Annotated in this window: 1 protein-coding gene; it reads right to left on the bottom strand. The window is 35.0% G+C overall.

The window, feature by feature from the left end:
• Window positions 1-132: 132 nt before the first annotated feature.
• The gene (locus tag ACFIQE_RS11325) at window positions 133-333 is read right to left on the bottom strand and encodes an AlpA family transcriptional regulator (RefSeq protein ID WP_015856172.1); all 201 of its coding nucleotides are present in this window, start codon (window positions 331-333) and stop codon (window positions 133-135) included.
• Between the last annotated feature and the right edge of the window lie 227 nt (window positions 334-560).

Consider the following 560-nt stretch of genomic DNA (forward strand, 5'->3'; position numbering starts at 1 on the left):
AGCATTCAGAACAACTTGAATGCAAACCTTAAGTCTTGCTTCAGCAGAGAAAGCCTTGAATTTACACCAAATAAAGCTCCAGGTTGATGAGTTTGAGAAAGCCTTGTCCGTCCTTACGTGATAAGGTTTTTTTTATGCCGCGTCATTATAACGTTGCTGTTTTGCTTGCTCGATTACATTCAAAAGATCCGATTGTAACCAACGCGATAAAAAGCCAAATTTTAAAGGTTTTGGGAGAGAGCCATTGGTTACATGACGGCGGAATGTTGAAACACTCATATGAAGCAATTTTGCACTTTCACGGTCAGTTAAAAGAATATCATTTTCTGTCATACTAAAATCCTTTCACTCTCAAAAAATGGCAACAAATCATAACCATTTATTAACCACATTTTGGTTCATTTTTGAAGGTATTTTATTTATAGAAAACAATATTTTATCATATAATTTCTGATGTAATACGTGATGAATCTTATTGAGAAAGAATGAGAGACAAGAGAGCTAAAGTTATCCACAGATAATGGGGTTATTCACCCCATATTTTAGGTTTGACCCGTGAC

The sequence above is a fragment of the Bartonella sp. AA1HLJMS genome, assembly GCF_042197445.1.
Lineage (GTDB): Bacteria > Pseudomonadota > Alphaproteobacteria > Rhizobiales > Rhizobiaceae > Bartonella.